The sequence below is a fragment of the Paracoccus sp. P2 genome (assembly GCF_046335115.1).
Lineage (GTDB): Bacteria > Pseudomonadota > Alphaproteobacteria > Rhodobacterales > Rhodobacteraceae > Paracoccus > Paracoccus pantotrophus.
The window spans coordinates 1-3,280 of sequence record NZ_JBGOSN010000107.1 but is presented as its reverse complement, the minus strand read 5'-3'; the positions used below and the strand labels follow the sequence as shown (position 1 = coordinate 3,280).

3 protein-coding genes and 2 pseudogenes are annotated in these 3,280 nt (G+C 53.5%); 3 read left to right on the top strand and 2 right to left on the bottom strand.

Annotated elements, in window-relative coordinates:
• Both ACDP63_RS24400 and ACDP63_RS24395 read left to right on the top strand, forming a co-directional pair.
• The coding region (locus ACDP63_RS24400) for a hypothetical protein (RefSeq protein ID WP_409928814.1) at positions 1–220 on the top strand (220 nt) is incomplete at its 5' end.
• Positions 171–952 (top strand): IS5 family transposase gene (locus ACDP63_RS24395; RefSeq protein ID WP_409928813.1). Its coding sequence is split into 2 segments (ribosomal slippage): positions 171–513 and positions 513–952, totalling 783 coding nucleotides; the frame shifts between segments, so codons are not numbered across the junction. The genes ACDP63_RS24400 and ACDP63_RS24395, both read left to right, overlap by 50 nt.
• A 236-nt stretch (positions 953–1,188) precedes the next feature.
• Here ACDP63_RS24395 and ACDP63_RS24390 read toward each other — a convergent pair.
• Both ACDP63_RS24390 and ACDP63_RS24385 read right to left on the bottom strand, forming a co-directional pair.
• Entirely contained in the window at positions 1,189–2,133 is a 945-nt protein-coding gene (locus ACDP63_RS24390; protein ID WP_409928812.1) for a glycosyltransferase, read from the bottom strand.
• A 194-nt stretch (positions 2,134–2,327) separates the two neighbouring features.
• A pseudogene (locus ACDP63_RS24385) lies at positions 2,328–2,453 on the bottom strand (dTDP-4-dehydrorhamnose 3,5-epimerase family protein); the annotation flags it as partial.
• Between the two features lie 448 nt (positions 2,454–2,901).
• On the opposite strand from ACDP63_RS24385, the pseudogene ACDP63_RS24380 reads away from it, so the two are divergent.
• Positions 2,902–3,178 (top strand): annotated as a pseudogene (locus tag ACDP63_RS24380) (transposase); the annotation flags it as partial.
• Positions 3,179–3,280: the final 102 nt, after the last annotated feature.

The following is a 3,280-nucleotide window of genomic DNA, read 5'->3' as shown; positions in this document are numbered from 1 at the left end:
TCATCGGCGACCGGAAATTGCAGGGTTTCTGGCCAAAGCATACGAAACCCTGCAATTCAAAGCCAACAAAACCGCAGCTTCAGCACACAAAATCAACGCGCTAGGTGATGTTGACAAAAGGGGTTCCACCGGCGTGCGCGCTGTGATTCAAGCTGCTCTCTACGTAGGAGATGAGCTTGGCACGCAACCTGATGTCCGACGACGAATGGGGATTCTTTGAGGGCTTCATCCGAGCCGTCCGGCATCCGAACGGGCGCAAGCCTGCGGACCATCGTCTTGTTCTGGATGGCATTTTCTGGATCGCAAGGACTGGTGCGCCGTGGCGCGACCTGCCCGAAGAGTTCGGCAAGTGGTCCTCGGTCTACCGGCAGTTCCGCCGTTGGACCCTTGCCGGGCTGTGGGAGGATATCCTGGACGCGCTGAACCACGCTGGGATCGCGCCGGACAAGCTGCAGATGATCGACAGCACCGTGATCCGCGCCCATCATCATGCGGCGGGCGCAAAAGGGGGACTCCGAAAGAGGCTCTTGGCCGTTCGAGAGGTGGCTTCTCGACCAAGATCCATCTCCGCATCAACGGCGCTGGCCTCCCGATGAGGACCGAGATCACGCCGGGGCAGGATTCCGACTACACCGGCTATGATCTGGTGATGGCCGACAACCTGCCGCAGCCAGCCGTCCTGGTCGCAGACAGGGGCTATGACTCTGATAAAATTCGGGAAGACATCGAGAGCCGCAACGCCCTCCCCATGATACCGATGCGAAAGAACCGAAGGGTGCGCAAGGCTGTCGACATGACCATCTACACCCTGCGCAACATGGTCGAGCGCTGCTTCAACAAGCTGAAAAACAGCCGTCGGCTGGCAACCCGCTACGACAAAACCGCAGAAAGCTTCCGCGGCTTCATCGACATCGCATGCATCAAGCTCTGGCTCCGCCATTTGTCAACATGACCTAGACCGCTGGTCTGCCCTCACGCTGTTCCTCGAGGACGGGCGTATGGTCCTTCTTCAAGGCCCAAATCAAACTTCAAGGCGGACCCACTCAATAAAGCTGAGTCAGATTCATTAAATCCGCTCGCTTGCATCAACAATTATAGGATGGTGCTCAGCTATCCTGCAGCGTTTCCGTCTATCGCAGAAAGTATCCATTGCTGCTTTCCACGCATGATATAACGCTGCGCCCGCCGTCAATGTGAATTAGTATAGCTCGCTTTCGTGAACGCACTGCGCAGTGCATAAGCGGTCAAGGCTATCGACAGAATAATAGAATCGCGTGATCTTCGACGAAGATTTTTTGATTTCTTCAGCATAATCGGTATTTTATGCACAGATGGTCTATTTATAAAATCAACCTCCCAACAACTAGCTCCCGAGATTTCGGCTATTGACTTAACCTGATCAATATACCAGTTGCCGAAAAGCATCTTCAACTTTCTAGCGAGCCTTTTAAAGCTTAGCCCGGCGCCGCTGACATTTTTGTCGTGCTGCCGGTAATACATCATAGGGTTTTCGTCTATTAACCAACGACCGCAGTTCTCCCTTACAATTGCGTAAATAAGCCAGTCGTGGCTTTCTATTTTATTAACTATCTCAGATCTAGCGGACCGGATCAAATTAAGTGCATGAACGCCGCTTTTCACTGGTAGAACAAACGTATTTCCTGGCCCTCCTGACTCGAATAAATAATCGCGTCGCCTTTGAGGATGCGATTTTTTTACGAGGGAATATTTGCCGTCCGGCCAAAAAGCCATCACATTGGCACTGTACCCGGAATATTGACCGTCTTTCAATTTTCTTATTGCCGATCCGACTTTATTCGGCAGCCAAATATCGTCTTGATCCGAGAAAGCTAGGTAGTCGAAGTGCTGCCAAGGAGCTTCGCGAAGAAGATACAGAAAGTTCTGTCCTGAATTCCCGAATCTCTTGGGGGGCAGTACGGTAAGGCATTGGCTTTTATATCTCTCCGCTATGCATAGCGTTCCATCTGTAGAGCCATCGTCAGACATAAAAATATGTATGGATACGCCATCTTGCGATAATATACTGTCTATCTGTTCCTTAATATAGGCCTCTCCGTTATGACTGGCGAGGAGAACTGCCACACGAGGATGTATTGTATGAGAATTTAACATCGATCTATTTTTTGGATTACAAGCCATACCTTTGTGCAGGCGGGTGGCATCCTTCGGGCCTATACTTAGCGAGGACATAGATTTTTCAGATAAGCCCCATACTGGTTCTTCGAGAACAGCTTGGCCCGCGCGCGGAGTTCGTCGGCGGTGATCCAGCCGGCCTCGAAGGCGATCTCCTCGGGGCAGCCGGTCTGCAGGTCCAAGCCCGCCTGACGCAGCGTTCCGCGATTCCAGCTTTCGGAAAAAAACCCGCGCTCGTCGCCGAAGCGGCGCGGAACAAGGACCAGCACGCCCGGAAGCGAGGTCTTTTCGATCAGCATCAGTCTCTACCTAGACGAATATTGTCGCGCATGTCACTGGACAAGTCATGCAGGTATTGCAATGGCTTTGTTGATAACTGGCCCGTTACTGTTGCACAAAGCCCGTAATGAGATTCGCATCATGGTTGCAGGATCACCGCTTGATATATGAGCAATCCGAGGTTGCCTGCCATCCCATGCAAAAGCTCCCGACCCCGCTGAAACGTCCCGAAGAGGAATTGTTCGCGCCAAACGGAATCTGGGCGTCAGCTTCCAGCTGGACTGCGCTCCGAAAGTCTGGGCCGCGGCTTGTCGTAGTGTTGCAGGTTGCCGCCGATCCTCGCCTCAGCCAACGCAGTCCAGACCGCCAGTTGCGCCATGCCGGCGGAATGATAATCATTCCCATGGCTAAGGGGATAAAAACATAGAATTTTCACGGCAAGATGGACGAGGAGATTCCGATGAGGAACTGCGACAGGCGGAGCGCGGGTTTGCGGTGCCGGAGCTGTGCCGCGAGCATGAGATCAGCAGCGCCACGATTTATCAAGTGGCGGGCCAGGTATGGCGGCATGGATGCATCGATGATGAGCCAGATGAAGGCCTTGGAGGACGAGAACCGGCGGCTGTAGCGCATGTTCACCGATCTCAGCATGCAGGCTGACCTACTTCGCGCGGCGCATGGAAAAAAAGTGACACGGCCAGCTCAGCGCAGCGAGTTGGCCGTGAAGGCGGTGGCAACGAAGGGGGCTCTGTTGCACAAATCGCGTGAGGGATTCATCTCGCGAATCCAGGGTGGTAGCTGGGATGCATGAGCAGACCCATACCCCCGACCTACAAGACCAGGAACT